Source organism: Jiangella endophytica (genome assembly GCF_003427025.1).
Classification (GTDB): Bacteria; Actinomycetota; Actinomycetes; order Jiangellales; family Jiangellaceae; genus Jiangella; species Jiangella endophytica.
Window position 1 is genome coordinate 283,188 of the sequence record NZ_QVAI01000008.1, and the last position, 15,797, is coordinate 298,984.

General features: G+C 71.8%; 14 protein-coding genes and 1 pseudogene. 3 read left to right on the plus strand and 12 right to left on the minus strand.

Features of this window, described 5'->3' with window-relative positions; genetic code table 11:
* Window positions 1–81: 81 nt before the first annotated feature.
* From DZA62_RS18220 to DZA62_RS18245, 6 genes are all read right to left on the minus strand, one after another.
* A complete protein-coding gene (locus DZA62_RS18220) occupies window positions 82–948 on the minus strand; it encodes a sugar phosphate isomerase/epimerase family protein (RefSeq protein ID WP_198663913.1) in 867 nt (288 codons plus the stop codon).
* A 124-nt stretch (window positions 949–1,072) separates the two neighbouring features.
* Window positions 1,073–2,308, minus strand: a complete 1,236-nt coding sequence (locus DZA62_RS18225; protein WP_116950319.1) for a substrate-binding domain-containing protein — start codon at window positions 2,306–2,308, stop codon at window positions 1,073–1,075.
* A 28-nt stretch (window positions 2,309–2,336) separates the two neighbouring features.
* Window positions 2,337–3,401, minus strand: a complete 1,065-nt coding sequence (locus DZA62_RS18230; RefSeq protein WP_116950320.1) for an ABC transporter permease — start codon at window positions 3,399–3,401, stop codon at window positions 2,337–2,339.
* On the minus strand, window positions 3,398–4,507 hold the full coding sequence (locus DZA62_RS18235; protein WP_116950321.1) for an ABC transporter permease: 1,110 nt from the start codon (window positions 4,505–4,507) through the stop codon (window positions 3,398–3,400). The genes DZA62_RS18230 and DZA62_RS18235 overlap by 4 nt, the downstream gene beginning before the upstream one ends.
* Complete coding sequence (locus tag DZA62_RS18240; protein ID WP_116950322.1) at window positions 4,504–6,051, minus strand: sugar ABC transporter ATP-binding protein; 1,548 nt, start codon at window positions 6,049–6,051, stop codon at window positions 4,504–4,506. Before DZA62_RS18240 ends, DZA62_RS18235 begins: the two co-directional genes overlap by 4 nt.
* Window positions 6,048–7,187 carry a Gfo/Idh/MocA family protein gene (locus DZA62_RS18245; protein ID WP_116950323.1) on the minus strand — a complete coding sequence of 380 codons (1,140 nt, stop codon included), beginning with the start codon at window positions 7,185–7,187 and terminating at the stop codon, window positions 6,048–6,050. The genes DZA62_RS18240 and DZA62_RS18245 overlap by 4 nt, the downstream gene beginning before the upstream one ends.
* Window positions 7,188–7,361: 174 nt before the next feature.
* Between DZA62_RS18245 and DZA62_RS18250 the strand changes: the two genes are divergently transcribed.
* Entirely contained in the window at window positions 7,362–8,534 is a 1,173-nt protein-coding gene (locus tag DZA62_RS18250; RefSeq protein ID WP_116950324.1) for an ROK family transcriptional regulator, read from the plus strand.
* 114 nt (window positions 8,535–8,648) lie between these two features.
* Here the strand turns inward: DZA62_RS18250 and DZA62_RS18255 are convergent, their stop codons facing one another.
* The 6 genes from DZA62_RS18255 to DZA62_RS18275 form a co-directional block, all read right to left on the minus strand.
* Window positions 8,649–9,284, minus strand: a complete 636-nt coding sequence (locus DZA62_RS18255; protein ID WP_116950325.1) for an FMN reductase — start codon at window positions 9,282–9,284, stop codon at window positions 8,649–8,651.
* Complete coding sequence (locus tag DZA62_RS18260) at window positions 9,281–10,429, minus strand: LLM class flavin-dependent oxidoreductase (protein ID WP_116950326.1); 1,149 nt, start codon at window positions 10,427–10,429, stop codon at window positions 9,281–9,283. The genes DZA62_RS18255 and DZA62_RS18260 overlap by 4 nt, the downstream gene beginning before the upstream one ends.
* A gap of 171 nt (window positions 10,430–10,600) precedes the next feature.
* Window positions 10,601–11,980 (minus strand): xylulokinase, encoded by a 1,380-nt coding sequence (xylB, locus tag DZA62_RS18265; protein WP_116950327.1) that lies wholly within the window; start codon window positions 11,978–11,980, stop codon window positions 10,601–10,603.
* Between the two features lie 49 nt (window positions 11,981–12,029).
* A complete protein-coding gene (locus DZA62_RS18270) occupies window positions 12,030–12,680 on the minus strand; it encodes a DsbA family oxidoreductase (RefSeq protein WP_116950328.1) in 651 nt (216 codons plus the stop codon).
* A 26-nt stretch (window positions 12,681–12,706) separates the two neighbouring features.
* Window positions 12,707–12,829 carry a hypothetical protein gene (locus DZA62_RS37250; protein WP_269813897.1) on the minus strand — a complete coding sequence of 41 codons (123 nt, stop codon included), beginning with the start codon at window positions 12,827–12,829 and terminating at the stop codon, window positions 12,707–12,709.
* A 253-nt stretch (window positions 12,830–13,082) separates the two neighbouring features.
* Window positions 13,083–14,084 (minus strand): LacI family DNA-binding transcriptional regulator, encoded by a 1,002-nt coding sequence (locus DZA62_RS18275; protein WP_232827529.1) that lies wholly within the window; start codon window positions 14,082–14,084, stop codon window positions 13,083–13,085.
* A gap of 64 nt (window positions 14,085–14,148) precedes the next feature.
* Here DZA62_RS18275 and DZA62_RS18280 point away from each other — a divergent pair, with 64 nt between their 5' ends.
* Both DZA62_RS18280 and DZA62_RS18285 read left to right on the plus strand, forming a co-directional pair.
* A complete protein-coding gene (locus DZA62_RS18280; RefSeq protein ID WP_198663916.1) occupies window positions 14,149–15,387 on the plus strand; it encodes an ABC transporter substrate-binding protein in 1,239 nt (412 codons plus the stop codon).
* Window positions 15,384–15,797, plus strand: a pseudogene (locus DZA62_RS18285) (sugar ABC transporter permease); the annotation flags it as partial. The gene DZA62_RS18280 and the pseudogene DZA62_RS18285, both read left to right, overlap by 4 nt.

Genomic DNA, 15,797 nt, shown 5'->3' on the forward strand with positions numbered 1-15,797 from the left:
GGGTTCCTCCAGGGGAAGAGCGACGATGCTTCTCTGAAACCCCGCGGCGTGCCGGCGCCGCCGGTGATGCGGTGGTGCTGCTCAGGCGTGCTGCTGCGGTACCACTCCCCTCAGGAAGGACAGGCCGTCGACGGCGATCGCGTCCTGGCTCGCGGCCAGCGGCCGCCAGATGGACGCTGCGGTGGCGATCGTCGCGTTGTCGGCGGTGAAGGACTCGATGACCAGCGGGCCCGTGTAGCCCGCCGCATCCAGCGCGGCGACGATGCCGGGCCAGTCGAGGTGGTCCGCGCCCGGGGCGCCGCGGTCGTTGGCACACACCTGGACGTGCGCGATGCGGCCGGCCGCGCGCGCGATCGCGCCGGTGACGGACTGTTCCTCGATGTTCATGTGGTAGACGTCCAGCGCCAGGCCGATGCCGTCGGCCGGCAGGCCGTCGATCGCCTCGAGCGCCTGGTCGACGGTGTTGATCAGGCTGGTCTCGTAACGGTTCAGCGGCTCGACGGCGACGGTCACGCCGGCGGCGCGGGCGTGCTCGACGACCGGGCCCAGCCCGTCGCGCAGCTCGGCGTACCGGTCGGCCCGCTCGGCCGGAGTCATCCGCCAGGTCCGCCCGACCGACGCGTACGCCGGCCCGGCGATGGCCGGTGCCCCGACCGTCGCGGCGACGTCGACGACGTGGCGCAGGTAGTCACGGGTGCGGGCGACGGTGTCCGCGTCGGTCCCGACCAGCTCACGGCCGTCGCCCATGACCAGCGCGACCGCCGCGGACAGGCCGTGGTCGCCGAGGACCTTCGCCGCCCTGGCGGGGTCCCAGTCGCCCGGGTTCTCGACCGGCAGCTCGACGACGTCGAACCCCCAGCCGCTGATCCGGGGCGCCAGCTCGGCCAGCGCGGCGTCGGTGAGCGGCGATGTCCACACCCACGTGTTGACCCCGAACGCTCTGCTCACGTGCGGACTCCTCTCCCCCGAATCCCCGTTGATCTTGGAGCTTTGCGGGTATCTACCGGACATTCCGGACCGCAATGCCGAACAACTCCAAGATCAACGGGGAGTGGGGCTCAGGTCGTACGGGTCAGCGGTCCTGCCAGGCAGTCGGGAAGCCCGGCAGGTCCTCTCCGCCGAACTTGGCGTAGTGCAGGGCGGGCATGTCGGCGTTGCGGTCGAGGAACTCGTCGCGGTCGTCCTCGGTGAGCTCGTCCTGCGGGAGCACCCACTCCTGCGGGACCTGCTCGCCGGCCCAGATCATCGTCGCGGCGAGGATCGGGGTGCGCCACTGGAAGTTCGAGTAGACGGGGGCGACGGCGGTCATGCCGGTCTCCTGCCACTTGCGCAGGAAGCTCAGCTCGTCCTCGCCGACCATCACCGGGTAGTCGTTGCCGGTGTCCTCGAACGCCTCGACGGCCGCGACGGCGCCATCACCGGCGTCCATCCAGATGCCGTCGACCTCGCCGCGCTGCAGGTACTGCGTGACGATGTTCTTGATCTCCGCGCCGTCGCCGCCGGTGAACTCGTCGCCGAGGATCTCCAGCTCGCTGTCGGCGAAGATCTCCTGCGCCGCCGCCCAGCGGTTCTCCAGCACGTCGACACCCGGCAGGATGCGCAGCGCCAGCACCGTCGAGCCCGGCTCCAGGTTGTCGACCAGGAACTCCGCGCCGTCGGCGCCGTAGGCGTAGCCGCCGATCGGGTGGATGAACGTCACCATGCAGTCGCTGTTGACGCCGCGGTCGAACACGATGACCGGCACGCCGCTCGCGCAGGCCGCCTCGACCGCCGGGGTGAGCGTGGCCGTCGTCGACGGCGAGATGATGATCGCGTTGCAGTCCCCGGCGTCGATGAAGGCCTGGATGTCGGAGATCTGCTTGTTGTCGTCGTCGGCGGCGTCGGACACCCGGAATTCGCCGATCTCGCCGGCCGCTTGCAGCACCTCGACCTGCTGCTGCATGGTGATCCAGCCGGTGACCCGCCACGGGTTGCTCACCGAGGCGTTCGAGAAGCAGAGCGTGTTGCCGTCCTGCGCGTACTGCGCGGTGTCGACGTACTCCGGCTCGATCGCCTGCAGCCACGGGGTGGCCGGGTCGCCCTCGGGGGCGACGTCACGCTGGGCCAGCTGCCGGTCGAAGTCGGCGCGGACGAAGAACTCGCCGTCGGCCGTCTCCTGCTCCGGCTCCTCGCCCTCGGCGCCCGGGTCCTCACCGGCCGCCGCGGTCTCGTCGGGCGCCGCGGTGTCGGACGGCTCGTCGGTGGTGCAGGCCGCGAGCATCAGGGCCGCGGCAGCCGCTGCCGCCAGTAGAGCGCGCGTAGTGCGCATCGTTCCCCCTCCTTGGGTGACGATCGAATCAGGCTTCGTTCGATTGCGATTGGGACGGAACTTCCTGGTGGTGCCGGGGACGCGCCCTCTCACGGGCCGCGTAGGCGACGGCCGCGATGATGATCACGCCTTGGACCGCCGGCCGGATGGTCGACGGCATGCTCAACTGGTTGAACAGGACGAACAGGGCCTCGAGGGTGAGCGCGCCGGCCATCGCCGCCACGACCCAGCCGCGGCCGCCGCCGAGCGCGACGCCGCCGAGCACCACCGCGGTGATCGCGGTGAACTCCATGCCCTGCCCCACCTGCGCGGTGACACCGGCGTAGCCGCCGATGAGGATCGCGGCCAGCGTGGCCAGCACGCTGGAGATGACGAACGCCAGCGTGCGCACCCGCCAGACCCGGACGCCGGAGAACCCCGCGGCGCGCTCGTTGTCGCCGGTGGCGATCAACGTGCGGCCGTACGAGCTGCGCATGACCGCCACGGCGATGATGACGACCCCGATGAGGATCATCAGCGCCCACGGCAGTTGCCGTACGACCGCCAGGTCGATGCCGCCGCGCCCGGGCTGGCGGAACGCCTCGGACAGAGCGCCGGTCGGCGCGCCACCGGTCCACAACCGGATGGCGCCGTAGAGCACCAGCATCATGCCGAGCGTGGTGATGAACGACTGCACCTTGAGCAACGTCGTGATCAGCCCGTTGATCAGGCCGACGAGGATGCCGAAGCCGAGCATCAGCAGGATGACGGGGACCGTGCGGCCCTCCTCGCCGTCGATCAGGGCGGCGGCGATGACCACCTGCGCGCCCACCAGCGACCCGACCGACAGGTCGAACTCGCCGGACACGATGACGAAGTACTGGCCGATGGCCAGGATCATCAGCGGCGCGGCCTGCTTGAGGAACGCCATCAGCGACGGCGGCTCGGCGAAGCTCGGGTTCACGATGAAGATCGCCGCGAACACGACGATGAGCAGGGCGAACACGGTGCCGCTGCCGCCCCCGAAGACCCGCGCGAGCAGGTCACCGGCGCGGGAGCCGGCGCTGCGCTGCGGCGCGGGCCCCTGGGCCGGCTGCTGTGTCGTGACCGTCATCGGGCACCTCCCTGGCCGGCCGGGACGGGATCACCGGTGTCGCCGGGCGCGCTGTCCGGCGGTGAGCCGGGTGGCGCGGAGCCGCCGCTGCCGCCGTCGCCGCCGAACCTGATGCGGCTGGCCTTCCGGTCGATCTGCCGGCGGGCGTAGATCGCGACGGCGGCGACGATGATGGTGCCGCGCAGCACGTCCTTGAAGAACGGGTCGACCGCGAGGATGTTGAACACGGTATCCAGCACGGCCAGGATCAGCACGCCGGCGATCGTCCCGCCGATGCCGCCGCGGCCGCCCATGAGCAGCGTCCCGCCGAGCACCACGGCCGCGATGGACTCCAGGTCGTAGCCGGAGTTGTAGACCAGCGCGCTGCCGGTGCCGAACCGGGCGGCGATGAGCAGGCCGGCGAGGCCCGCGGCGATCGAGCAGAGCACGTGCGCCGTCACGAGGACCCGGCCGGTGCGGATGCCGGACAGCCGCGCGACGTCCGCGCTGCCTCCGACGGCGAACATGTGGTAGCCGGTGCGGGTCTTGCGCAGGAACAGGATGCCGGCGACCGCGACGAGCAGCATGACCAGCGTCGACAGCGGCACCGGGCCGATGCGGCTGAAGCCGAACTGCTGGAAGGAGCTGGGCACCTCGCCGGCCGGGCCCTGATACTGGGTGTCCAGGTAGCCCTTGATGATGAGGCCGACGCCGAGCGTCGCGATGAACGGGTTGACCTTCAGCACCGACACGATGAGGCCGTTGCACAGGCCGATCGCTCCGGCCACCACCAGCACGGCGACGATCGCCAGCGGCACCCGTGCGGGGTCGCCGTTCATCGTCGTCGCCGCGATCAGGCTGCTCAGCGCCATCACGTAACCGACGGACAGGTCCAGCGACCGGCACAGGATGACCAGCGTCTGGCCGATCGCGACGAACCCGAGCAGGCTCGAGCGGCTGAGGACGTCACGGGTGTTGGCGATGCTGAACAGGTTCTGGCCGTCCAGGGCCACCAGGATCGCGCCGATGATCGTCACGCCGACCAGCGCCAGCCACACCAGCTCGGTGGCGCCCAGCCGGCGGCGGTCGGCCTTCCCGGTGCCGGCGACCGCGACCGCGCGGCTCATCGTCGCGTCCCTTCCACGTCATGACCCGTGGCCAGTGCCATCACCGTCTCCTCGCCGAGATCCCCGGAGCCGCCCGTCAGTTCACCCGCGACGCGGCCGTCCCGGAGGACGACGATGCGGTCGGCCATCCCGAGCACCTCGGGCAGCTCGGACGAGATCATCAGGATCGCCACGCCCTGCGCCGACAGCTCGCGCATGAGCGTGTAGACCCGCTCCTTCGCTCCGACGTCGATGCCGCGGGTGGGCTCGTCGAGCACGATCACCTTGGGCTCGGTGGCCAGCCACTTGGCCAGCACGACCTTCTGCTGGTTGCCGCCGGACAGGAACCGCACCTCCTGGCTGCTGCCACGCGAGACCAGCTCCAGCGACGACAGGATGCCGGGGATGCGGCGCGCCCCCTGCGCGGCGCGTCGCGGCAGGACGGCGTCGAGCACCAGCCGGGCGTTAGCGGCAATCGACTGGTTGAGCACCAGACCCTCGCCCTTGCGGTCCTCGGTGACCAGCGCCAGCCCGGCCCGCACCGCCTGACGCGGCGTCCGCGCGGTGAACGGGCGGCCGTCCAGCCGCACCGAACCGCGGGTGAACCGGTCGACGCCGAACAACGCGTGCGCGATCTCGGTGCGGCCGCTGCCCTGGAGCCCGGCCAGCGCCACGATCTCGCCGCCGCGGACCTGCAGGTCGATGCCGTCGAGCTGCTCGTTGCCGCCGCCCTGGATCTCCAGGCGGACGTCACCGGCCTCGGTGCCGGGCAGCTTGTCCGGGAAGAAGCTGGCGATCGGCCGGCCGACCATCTTGCGGACCAGTTCGTCGGAGGTGATGTCGGCGGTGGCGACGGTGTCGACCAGCGAGCCGTCCTTGAGGATCGTCACCCGGTCGGACAGGTCGAAGATCTCCTTGAGCCGGTGCGAGACGTAGAGGATGGCGACGCCGCGCTCCTTCAGCTTCGCGATGAGGCGGTAGAGCAGTTCCACCTCCTCGTCGGCCAGCGCGGCGGTCGGCTCGTCCATCGAGATGATCCGCGCGTCGTAGGACAGCGCCTTGACGATCTCGACGATCTGCTGGCCGGCCACCGACAGCGAGCTGACCCGGGTTTCCGGCCGCAGCCAGGTGAGGCCGAGGTCCTTCAGCAGCGCGGCCGTGTCGGCGTTCATCCGCCCGGCGTCGACCAGCCGGTTGCGGCGCGGCTCGCGGCCGAGGAACACGTTCTCGGCGACGGTCCGCTCCGGCAGCAGGTTGAACTCCTGGAAGACGGTGGACACACCGGCCTGCTGGGCCAGCAGCGGATGCTCGAAGCCGACCTGCTGCCCGTCCAGCTCGACGGTGCCGCCGTCGGCCTGGTAGACCCCGGCGAGGATCTTCATCAGTGTCGACTTTCCGGCGCCGTTCTCGCCGATGAGGGCGTGCACCTCGCCCGCACGCAGGTCGAGGTCGACGCCGTGCAGGACCTGCACGCCGAGGAACGACTTCTCGATGCCGCTCATCCGCAGCAGCGTCGTGGCGGAACTCGCCAGGCCGGCGCCCGCGGGGCTCGGGTCCGCCGTCATTCCGGCACCTCCACCCACTCGCTCTCGCGGGCCGACGTCATGACGGCCTCGGCCAGACGGGCGGAGCGCAGGCCGTCGTCGAACGTGGGCAGGCCGTCGGGGACCTCGCCGCCGATGGCCGCCTGGGTGTCCGCGACGAACGCGTCGAAGCAGTCCTGGTAGCCCTGCGGGTGGCCGGCCGGGACCCGCGCGTACCGGGCGGCCGGCGAGCTGAGCGTCTCCGGGTCGCGCACCAGCTGGCTGCTGCGCTCACGGCCACCCCACCACAGCTGCTCCGGGTTCTCCTGGTCGAACGAGAGCGAGCCGCGGGAGCCGGAGACCTCGAGCAGCAGCCGGTTCTTGCGGCCGGCCGACACCTGGCTGACGACGACCGAGCCGATCGCGCCGCTCCTCGTGGCGAACTGGACGACGACGACGTCCTCGGTCGTGACGTCGCGCAGCGTCTCGACGCCGCGCACCTTGTTCACCGTCGACGACTGCGCCGAGAGGCGGGCGATCCGCTCCCCCGTCACGAACTCCAGCAGGTCGCACCAGTGCGAGCCGATGTCGCCGAACGCGCGGGTCGGGCCGCCGAGCTGCGGGTCCACCCGCCAGTTGTCGTCCGTCGGGCGCAGCAGCCAGTCCTGCAGGTAGCTGCCGTGGGCCAGGAAGATGCCGCCCACCTCGCCGGCACGGACCCGCTCGCGGGCCTCGCGGACCATCGGGTGGAAGCGGTAGACGAACGGGACGGCGGCGACCAGGCCGGCCTCGCGCGCCGCGGCCGTCATCGCCTCGGCCGCGTGCGACGAGGTCGCCAGCGGCTTCTCGCACACGACGTGCTTGCCGGCCTCGAGCGCCGCGAACACGACCGGTTCGTGCAGGTGGTTGGGGGTACACACGTGAACGACGTCGACGTCGGCGTGGTCCAGGAGCTCGTCGAGGGTCGCGTAGACCGCGTCGGCCTGCAGCTCGCTCTGCGCCGCTGCCGCGCGCTCCGGGCTGGAGCCCACGGCTCCGACCACCCGTCCGCCGGCCACCTGGACCGACCGCGCGTGCACACGGCCCATGAAGCCGGTCCCGACGATCGCCGCCCGGTAGCCCGCTTCGGGGAAGGAATTCTCACCGGCCGCGCGGTCTGTGATCGGAGTCACTGCCATGTCAGAGGAACTTAGAGGCACTTTTGCGTGCACGTCAAGCAAAAGTTGCACGGCTGTTACCGCATGTGCGGATGTTGCACAGAAGGAAGTCTGGTGTGTTTCACTAGTGGCATGCTCGAAGGCGTAGGCGTCACGACGTCACGGCCGGCAAACGTGCTGCCAGACGGCTCCTCGATGTACTCGGCGGGCTCGTTGTTCCAATTGCTGCGCGACGGCCGGCCGCGTACGCGCGCCGAACTGGCCGCCGAGACCGGGCTGGCCCGCTCCACCGTCACCCAGCGCGTCGACGCCCTGATGGCGAGCAACCTGATCGGCCCCGCCGACAAGGCCGCCTCCACCGGAGGCCGGCCACCCACGCGGTTCGCCTTCAACCCCAACGCCCGCTACGCGCTGGCCGCCGACATCGGCGCCACGCACGCACGCCTGGCGCTCACCGATCTGGCCGCCGACGTCCTCGCCCAGGCCGCCGACGACCTGCTGGTCGCCGCCGGCCCCGAGACCGTCCTCGACTGGATCGACCGGGTCGGCCACGAACTCATCCAGCAGGCCGGCCGCGACCCCGCCGATCTCCTCGGCGTCGGCATCGGCCTGCCCGGACCGGTCGAGCACTCGACCGGCCGCCCGGTCAGCCCGCCGATCATGCCCGGCTGGGACGGCTTCGACGTGCAGGGCTACCTGCAGGATCGGTTCGGCGCGGTCTCGCTGGTCGACAACGACGTGAACATCATGGCGCTCGGGGAGCACCACGTCGCCTGGAGCGACGCGCCGCACATGATGTTCGTCAAGGTCGCGACCGGTATCGGCAGCGGCCTGATCAGCGACGGCCGGCTGCACCGCGGCGCCCAGGGCGCCGCCGGCGACATGGGCCACCTCCAGCTGCCGCACGGCACCGACGTCGTCTGCCGCTGCGGCAACACCGGCTGCCTCGAGGCCGTCGCCAGCGGCGCGGCCATCGCTGCCAAGCTGGCGGCGCGCGGCATCGAGGCCTCCTCCAGCTTCGACGTCGTCGGGCTGGCCCGAGGCGGCAACATCGAGGCGCTGCAGTTGCTGCGGCAGGCCGGGCGCGACATCGGCGAGGTGCTGGCCGCCGCGGTGAGCCTGTTCAACCCGTCGGTCATCGTCATCGGCGGCTCGCTCTCCCAGGCCGGCGAGCACCTCATCGCCGGCGTCCGCGAGATCGTCTACCGGCGGTCGCTGCCGCTGGCCACCCAGGACCTGCGCATCGTCCAGTCCAGCACCGGCGACCGCGCCGGCATCATCGGCGCCGCCGTCATGGTCATCGACCACGCGCTGGCACCCGCCCAGGTCGACCTCCTCATGTCGGCCGCGCCCACCGCCGCCGGCTGACCCGTCCGTCCCACGCTCCGAGTTGATCTTGGAGTTGTTCGTCCATCAATCGGACATATCGGACGCCGGAGCCGAACAACTCCAAGATCGACTCGGAGGGGTGGCGGGCTGGGGTCAGTTCTCCGCGAGCAGTTGCTCGAACGGCGTCGGCACCGCGAACGGGTCGGCCGCCTGCCGGGGCTCGCGACCGGCCACCAGCTCCGCGAACTCGCGCGCACCCCGTTCGATGCGCCGCGTCAGCCCGGTCGGCACACCGTCGCCGTCGCCGTCGCCCTCCGCACCCCAGTCAGACGTCGCCGCGTACACCGCCGTCGGCACGACGATCGCGTGCAGGTACGTGAACAGCGGCCGCATCGCATGCTCCAGCGCCAGCGAGTGCCGCTCGGTCCCGCCGGTCGCGCCGAGCAGCACCGGCATCGCCTCGAGCGCGTCGTCGTCGACCACGTCGAAGAACGTCTTGAACAAGCCGCTGTACGAGGCGGTGAAGATCGGCGACACCGCGATCAGCCCGTCGGCCGTCGTCACCGCCTCGATCGCCTGCGCCAGCGACGCGCTCGGGAAGCCGCTGAGCAGATGGTTCGTGAGATCGTGCGCGTGCTCGCGCAGCTCGACGACCCGCAGGTCGACGTCGACGTCGCCGGCGGCGAACCGGCGGCCGGCCGCGTCGGCGAGCCGGTCGGCCAGCAGCCGCGTCGACGACGGCTGACGCAGCCCCGCCGACACGACCGCGATGCGGCGCGACGTCGTCACCGGCCCGCCTCCGCGTTCTCGGCCGTCCGGCCGGTGACGTCGTCGTCGGCGTGCACCGTCGCGTCGCGTGCACCGCCGGCCGCCGCGACCAGCGACGCGTGCGTCGGTGCGTCGGGGATGTGGGCGGGCCGGCCGGCGGCCATCTCGCGGCGCAGCACCGGCACGACCTCGGTGCCGAGGAGCTCGATCTGCTCCAGGACGATGTCCAGCGGCAGGCCCGCGTGGTCCATCAGGAACAGCTGGCGCTGGTAGTGGCCGACGTCGTCGCGCATGGCCGCGTACCGGTCGATGACCTGCTGCGGGCTGCCCACCGTCAGCGGCGTCTGGTCCATGAACTCCTCAAGCGAGGGGCCGTGTCCGTACACCGGCGCGACGTCGAAGTAGGGCCGGAACTCGCGGATCGCGTCCTGCGAGTTGGGCCGCATGAACACCTGCCCGCCGAGCCCGACGATCGCGGTGTCGGCCGGGCCGTGGCCGTAGTGCTCGAAGCGGCGGCGGTACAGGCCCACCATCTGCTTCGTGTGCGACATCGGCCAGAAGATGTTGTTGTGGAAGAAGCCGTCGCCGTAGTAAGCGGCCTGCTCCGCGATCTCCGGGCTGCGGATCGAGCCGTGCCAGACGAACGGCGGCACGCCGTCCAGCGGCCGCGGCGTCGAGGTGAAACCCTGCAGCGGGGTGCGGAACCGGCCCTGCCAGTCGACGACGTCCTCGCGCCACAGCCGGTGCAGCAGCGCGTAGTTCTCGACCGCCAGCGCGATGCCGTCGCGGATGTCCTTGCCGAACCACGGGTACACCGGGCCGGTGTTGCCGCGGCCCATCATGAGGTCGACCCGGCCGTCGGTGAGGTGCTGCAGCTTGGCGTAGTTCTCCGCGATCAGCACCGGGTCGGTCGTCGTGATCAGCGTCGTCGCCGTCGAGAGGATGATCCGCTCGGTCTGCGCGCCGATGTAGGCCAGCGTCGTCGTCGGCGCCGACGCGATGAACGGGGGGTTGTGGTGCTCGCCTGTGGCGAAGACGTCCAGGCCGACCTCCTCGGCCTTCTTCGCGATCGCGACCGTCGCCTTGATCCGCTCGTGCTCGGTCGGCGTCCGCCCCGTGGTGGGATCGGTGGTCACGTCCCCCACCGTGAAGATCCCGAACTGCATCTCGCGTCACTCCCTCTCGCCGACTGTTGACGTGTCAACCAAATCTAACCGCCACAACCGGCCGGTGCGTGCCCGTATTCCAGGGTGACACGCGCAGCGCCCCTCGCCCAGCCGCGGCGCCGGCCGCTGACCGACCGCTGACCGGCCGTGGAGCGGTGCGTGGGCACACCGTCAGCCGTGCAGGCGCTCGCGCGCCGCGGCGTAGGCTTCGCGTACCCGGGCGTTGGCGCCCGCCTCGACCGTCGTCTCCACCTCGAGCGGCCAGGCCGGCGGCGCCGCGGCGCCGGAGAGCGCCCATGCGGCCTGCCGGGCGGCGCCGAGCGCGACGTACTCCCCCGGCGCCGGCACGACGACCGGCGTGCCGAACACCTCGGCGGCGACGGCCCGGACCGCCTCCGACTTCGCCGCGCCACCGATCAGCAGCACCCGCCGCACCGTCACGCCCTGTGCGGCCAGCGCGTCGACGCCGTCGGCGAGGCCGCAGAGCATGCCCTCGACGGCGGCCCGGGCGAGGTTCCGCGGGGTCATCGCGGCGCGGGTGAGGTTGACCAGCGACCCGGTCGCGTCGGGCAGGTCGGGCGTGCGCTCGCCGTCGAGGTACGGCAGCAGCACCAGGCCGCTGGCGCCGGACTCCGCCTCCAGCGCCAGCCGGTCCAGCCCGGCGAGGTCGGTGCCCAGCAACGTCGCCGCCGCGGTCAGCACACGGGCGGCGTTGAGCGTCGCGACGAGCGGCAGGTGCCGCCCGGTGGCGTCGGCGAACCCGGCGACGGTGCCGGTGGGGTCGGCCACCGGCGCTTCCGAGACGGCGAACGCGGTGCCGCTCGTCCCGAGCGACACGACGACGTCGCCCGGCTCCAGCGTCAGGCCCAGCGCCGCGCCCATGTTGTCGCCGGTGCCGGGCGCGATGGCCGCGCCGGACGCCGTCGACCCCGTCACCTCGGCGGGCGCGGCCACCCGCGGCACGCCGATGGTCCGGCCGAAGCCCAGTTCCAGCAGGTCGGAGCGGTACTCGTTGGTCGCCGCGGACCAGTAGCCGGTGCCGGAGGCGTCGCCGCGATCGGTGACCGCCTCGTCCGGCCGGCCGGCCAGACGCCAGCTGAGGTAGTCGTGCGGGAGCATGACCCGCTCGACGCGACCCGCGTTCTCCGGCTCGTGCCGGGCCAGCCAGCGCAGCTTGGTGACGGTGAAGCTGGCGACGGGGACCAGCCCGACGGCCTCGGCCCACGCGGCGGGGCCGCCCAGCTCCGCCGTCAGGTCGCGGGCGGCGCCGGCCGAGCGGGTGTCGTTCCACAGCAGCGCCGGCCGCACCACCTCGCCGGCGTCGTCGAGCACGACCATGCCGTGCTGCTGCCCGCCGACGGCGACCGCCGCGGCCCGGTCGAGCAGGCCGCCGCCGGCCTGCCTCAGGGCGTCCCACCAGGCGCGGGGGTCGACCTCGGTGCCGTCGGGATGGTCGGCCCGCCCGGTCCCGACCACGGCGCCGGAGTCGGCGTCGACGAGCACGACCTTGCAGGACTGAGTGGACGAATCGATGCCGGCGACGAGGGTCATGCCCGCATCATGCCCGCCGCGGCGGGGCGTCCGCGACGCCGGGTTGGCGTTACGCGGTGGGCGCGGCCGCCCGGCTGTAGGCCTCGGCGAGGGCGCCGTCGAACACCTCGACCGGCTGCGCGCCGGCGACGCCGTGCGTGCGGCCCATCACGAAGAACGGGACGCCGCTGGCGCCGAACTGGCGGGCGAGGTCGATCTCCGCGCGGACGTCGTCGGCGTAGTCGTCGCCGTCGAGGACCCGGCGCGCCTCGTCGGCAGGCACACCCACCTCCGCGGCCAGCCGGACCACGTTCTCCGGCGTGCCCAGGTGCACGGACTCGATGAGGTGGGCGCGCATCAGACGCTCGTGCAGCTGCGGCCCGGCCCCGTGCTCGCGGGCCAGGTGCGCCACCCGGTGCGCGTCGAACGTGTTCGCGACCCGCGCGGTGTCGAGGTGGTACTCCAGCCCCTCGGCCGCCGCGAGCGTCGTGACCCGCTCGTTCATCTCGACGACCTGCTCGGCGCTGACGCCGTACTTCGTCCGCAGGCTCTCCGACACCGGGCCGTCGGCGCCAGGGGGCGTCGACGGGTCCAGCTGGAAGCTGCGCCACACGATCTCGACGTCGCCGGCGTGCGCGAACCGGCTCAGAGCGGTCTCGAGCCGCCGCTTGCCGATGTAGCACCACGGGCAGACGAAGTCCGACCACACCTCGACCAACACTGGTGTTCTCTCCTCGTTCGGGGGTTTCAGAGGGCGCAGAAGCCGTCGGCGCACTCGCCGGCGTCGGTGTCGCCGTCCGGGGCGCCGAGCACGATCAGTCCCTGCGGCAGCGCGTCGGCGTCGGTCGTGATGTCCCGGGGCTCACTCATGATGGTTGAAGCGTCAACGGGTCCCGCCGCATTCCCTCGCGACGGCCAAGTCGGCGCGGTGGGGGCCTGGCCGGCCCTCACCTGACCGTCAGCTGACCCGCCAGCGGATTGTGAGCGTTCTCAAAGTGTGATCCGGCGGTCTTGACATCGCGCTCCACTGCGGTAACTTCTGCGTCACGCCATCGTATTTAACGATAAAGCAATGCTGCTGGCGAGAGGAGCGGGCATGATCGTCACCGCGAGCCGCCTGCTCTCAGCGCGTCGTCTCGCGCAGCACGAGGCGGGCGTTCACCATGGTCGTCACCTGCGCGGCCCCGTCGGCGCCGGGCACGGCCATGCGGCGGTCCAGCAGGTCCAGGATGGTGTCGGCCATCGCCTCGTTGCCCGGTTCGACGGACGAGAGCCGCGGCACCAGGAAGTCCGTCTCCGTGCCGTTGTCGAACCCGACGACCTGCGCGTCGCCCGGCACGTCGACGCCCAGGTCGGCCAGCGCCCGCAGCACGCCCATGGCGGCCGCGTCGGTGAGCACGAACGCCGCGTCGAACGCGACACCGGACTCGTGCAGCCGGGTCGTCGCCTCGTAGCCCGATCGGGACGAGAACGACTCGACCTCGATCACCAGCCGCTCGTCGACCTCGACACCCGCCTCGGCGTGGGCCTGACGGTAGCCGCGGGTGCGCAGCGACGGCATGTCGTCGACGTGGTCGTCGTGCTTGCCGCCGATGACGGCGATGCGCCGGGCCCCGGTGGTCAGCAGGTGCTCCGTGGCGAGCCGGGCGCCGCCGACGTTGTCCATCATGACGTGGTCGAAGGTCTCCGGGACCGGGCGCTCGCCGATGAACACGACCGGCGTCTCGAACCGCACCTGCTCGAGGTCGGCGGAGTCGAGCCGCAGCAGGCTCATGATGACGCCGTCGTACATGCGCAGGCGGCCGAACGAGATGGCCTCGAGCTCGCGCTCGGCGCTGGCGCCGGTGCGTTCCAGCACCAGGTGGAGACCGCGGCGTTCCACCCCGCGGGCGAGCCGGGTGGCCAGCTGCGCGTAGTACGGCCCGTCGAGGTCGGGGACGATCAGGCCGACGGCGCCGGTGCGGCCGGCGCGCAGGTGCCGGGCGGCGAGGTTCACCTGGTAGCCGAGGTCGGCGATGGTGGCCAGCACCCGCAGCCGGGTGTCGGCGCTCACCCCCGGCCGCCCGTTGATGACGTTCGACACGGTCATCGCCGAGACGCCGGCCTCACGGGCCACATCGATCATCCGCACCACCGCTCCATCATCCCGCGACTGTCCAGTCACGCCAGCAACCGAAGGAGTGATCCCGATGACGCGACGCTCGAGAGTCCTGCCCGCCGTCCTGGCCACCGCCGTGCTGACCATCGCCGCCTGCGGCGGTGGCGGTGACAGCGCCGAGGGCGGCGACACCACGCTGACCCTGCTCTCCTGGGACAACGAGGAGATCATGACGCCGCTGATCGACGCGTTCGAGCAGGCCCATCCCGACATCGCCGTGGAGGTGTCCTACTCGCCGCCGGTCGCCGAGTACATCCAGACGCTGCAGACCCGGGTGCTCTCCGGGACGGCGCCCGACGTGTTCCTCATCGCCGCGGAGAACAAGACCAACCTCATCGAGGGCGGGCACGTGCTCGATCTGGCCGGTGAGGACTTCCTCGCCAACGTGCCGGAGTTCAACCAGCAGACCTACGGCGCCGACGGCGCGGTCTACGGGCTGTCGCTCGCCTCGTGGGGCGCGGGCATCGTCTACAACAAGGAGCTGCTGGCCCAGGCGGGTGCGGAGGCGCCGCCGCGGGACTGGGACGAGTTCCTCGACCTGTGCGCGGAGCTGAAGGCGGCCGGCGTCACGCCGTACCTCGAGGCGGTCGACGGCATCCCCTTCATCGTGGCCGCGTTCCTCGGCGCGCACGACGCATCGCTCGGCCACACGATGGACGACGAGATCTTCGCCGGCGACTCGACGTTCGAGGAGCACTGGACGCCGGTGCTGGAGCAGTACTACCGGCTCTACGACGAGGACCTCGTCACTCCCGACACCGTCGGACTCACCGGCGACCAGGTGCAGAGCGAGTTCGCCAACGGGAACGTCGCGATGATGGTCGCCGGCCCGTGGACCATCGGCCCGCTGCGCGAACAGGCGCCGGACCTCGAGTTCGAGATGGTGCCGATCCCCGGCGTGGAGGGCGGCGAGCCCTACTTCGCCGGCGCCGCCAGCCCGGGCTACGCGATCAATCCCGAGTCCGAGAACGTCGAGGCGGCCAGGACCCTGCTCGGCTTCCTCTCCTCCCCCGAGGGCGTCGAGACCTTCCAGACCGCGAGCAACGCGATCACCGTCACCGACGACTTCCAGCCGGAGATCGACGAGGCGCTCGCCCCGATCGTCGAGAACGTCCGCGCCGGCGACGTCTACCTGCCGCAGATCGCCTGGCAACGCGCCGAGGACATCCTGAACGTCGAGGCCACCGCCCAGATCCAGCTCATGGTGCAGGGACAGCTGACCCCGCGAGAGGTGGCGCAGGCGCTGGACCGGAAGCTGGCCTCGTCGTGACGGTCGTCACCGGCGCCTCGCGGCCCGGGACCGACGGCGCCCGCGGCGGCGCCGTCGCCCGGCGCCGCAGGCAGGGACCGTCGGGCGGCTGGCGCGAGGCCGGCGCCCACCAGCTGTTCCTCGTGCCGGTGGCCGCGGTGTTCATCGTGCTGTTCGTCATCCCGCTCGGGCAGACGTTCTACTGGAGCCTCACCGACTTCACCGGTTACTCCGACGACGTCGCGTTCGTCGGGCTGCAGAACTACCGCGTCATCGTCTCCGATCCGTCGATGCTGGCCGGCCTGGGTTTCACCCTGCTGTTCGCCGTCGGCACCACCGTGCTGATCACCGTCCTCGCCGTCCCGCTGGCGGTCGCGCTGAACCAGCGGCTGATCGGACGGAACCTCGCCCGGTCGCTGTTCTTCTTCCCC

Coding starts and splice junctions, on each gene's coding strand:
- DZA62_RS18245 (WP_116950323.1), bottom strand. CDS start 7,187: ATGGCAGTGACTCCGATCACAGACCGCGCGGCCGGTGAGAATTCCTTC.
- DZA62_RS18275 (WP_232827529.1), bottom strand. CDS start 14,084: ATGATCGATGTGGCCCGTGAGGCCGGCGTCTCGGCGATGACCGTGTCG.
- DZA62_RS37250 (WP_269813897.1), bottom strand. CDS start 12,829: ATGAGTGAGCCCCGGGACATCACGACCGACGCCGACGCGCTGCCGCAG.
- xylB (WP_116950327.1), bottom strand. CDS start 11,980: ATGACCCTCGTCGCCGGCATCGATTCGTCCACTCAGTCCTGCAAGGTC.
- DZA62_RS18280 (WP_198663916.1), top strand. CDS start 14,149: ATGACGCGACGCTCGAGAGTCCTGCCCGCCGTCCTGGCCACCGCCGTG.
- DZA62_RS18235 (WP_116950321.1), bottom strand. CDS start 4,507: ATGAGCCGCGCGGTCGCGGTCGCCGGCACCGGGAAGGCCGACCGCCGC.
- DZA62_RS18260 (WP_116950326.1), bottom strand. CDS start 10,429: ATGCAGTTCGGGATCTTCACGGTGGGGGACGTGACCACCGATCCCACC.
- DZA62_RS18225 (WP_116950319.1), bottom strand. CDS start 2,308: ATGCGCACTACGCGCGCTCTACTGGCGGCAGCGGCTGCCGCGGCCCTG.
- DZA62_RS18230 (WP_116950320.1), bottom strand. CDS start 3,401: ATGACGGTCACGACACAGCAGCCGGCCCAGGGGCCCGCGCCGCAGCGC.
- DZA62_RS18240 (WP_116950322.1), bottom strand. CDS start 6,051: ATGACGGCGGACCCGAGCCCCGCGGGCGCCGGCCTGGCGAGTTCCGCC.
- DZA62_RS18250 (WP_116950324.1), top strand. CDS start 7,362: ATGTACTCGGCGGGCTCGTTGTTCCAATTGCTGCGCGACGGCCGGCCG.